Origin of the sequence: Desulfovibrio desulfuricans (assembly GCF_024460775.1) — a bacterium.
In the GTDB taxonomy this organism is placed as follows: Bacteria; Desulfobacterota; Desulfovibrionia; order Desulfovibrionales; family Desulfovibrionaceae; genus Desulfovibrio; species Desulfovibrio desulfuricans_E.
Window position 1 is genome coordinate 1 of record NZ_JANFYZ010000089.1, and the last position, 249, is coordinate 249.

The 249-nt window shown below is 43.4% G+C and carries 1 protein-coding gene; it reads left to right on the forward strand.

All coding sequences use genetic code 11. The annotated features are described in order from the left end of the window. A partial coding sequence (locus NE637_RS15515; RefSeq protein ID WP_442778791.1) for an MDR/zinc-dependent alcohol dehydrogenase-like family protein occupies positions 1-249 on the forward strand: 249 nt, incomplete at both ends.

The following is a 249-nucleotide window of genomic DNA, read 5'->3' on the forward strand; positions in this document are numbered from 1 at the left end:
CGCGGGAGTTATCACACTGGTAGGAGCGCTGCTCAAACCCTCATCTATTATATTTGAAGATATCAGTGAAAAAGAAGTTACGATTAAGACCGTGTTTCGTTATCGCAATATTTATCCTACGGCAATTAATGCGATAGCCGAAGGTATTATTGATTTAAAGACCATGGTAAATAAGGTGTTCGACTTTGAAGAAGCGCAGCATGCCTTTGAAGAGGCAGCTGCCCAGAAGCAGGAGATCGTCAAGGCGGT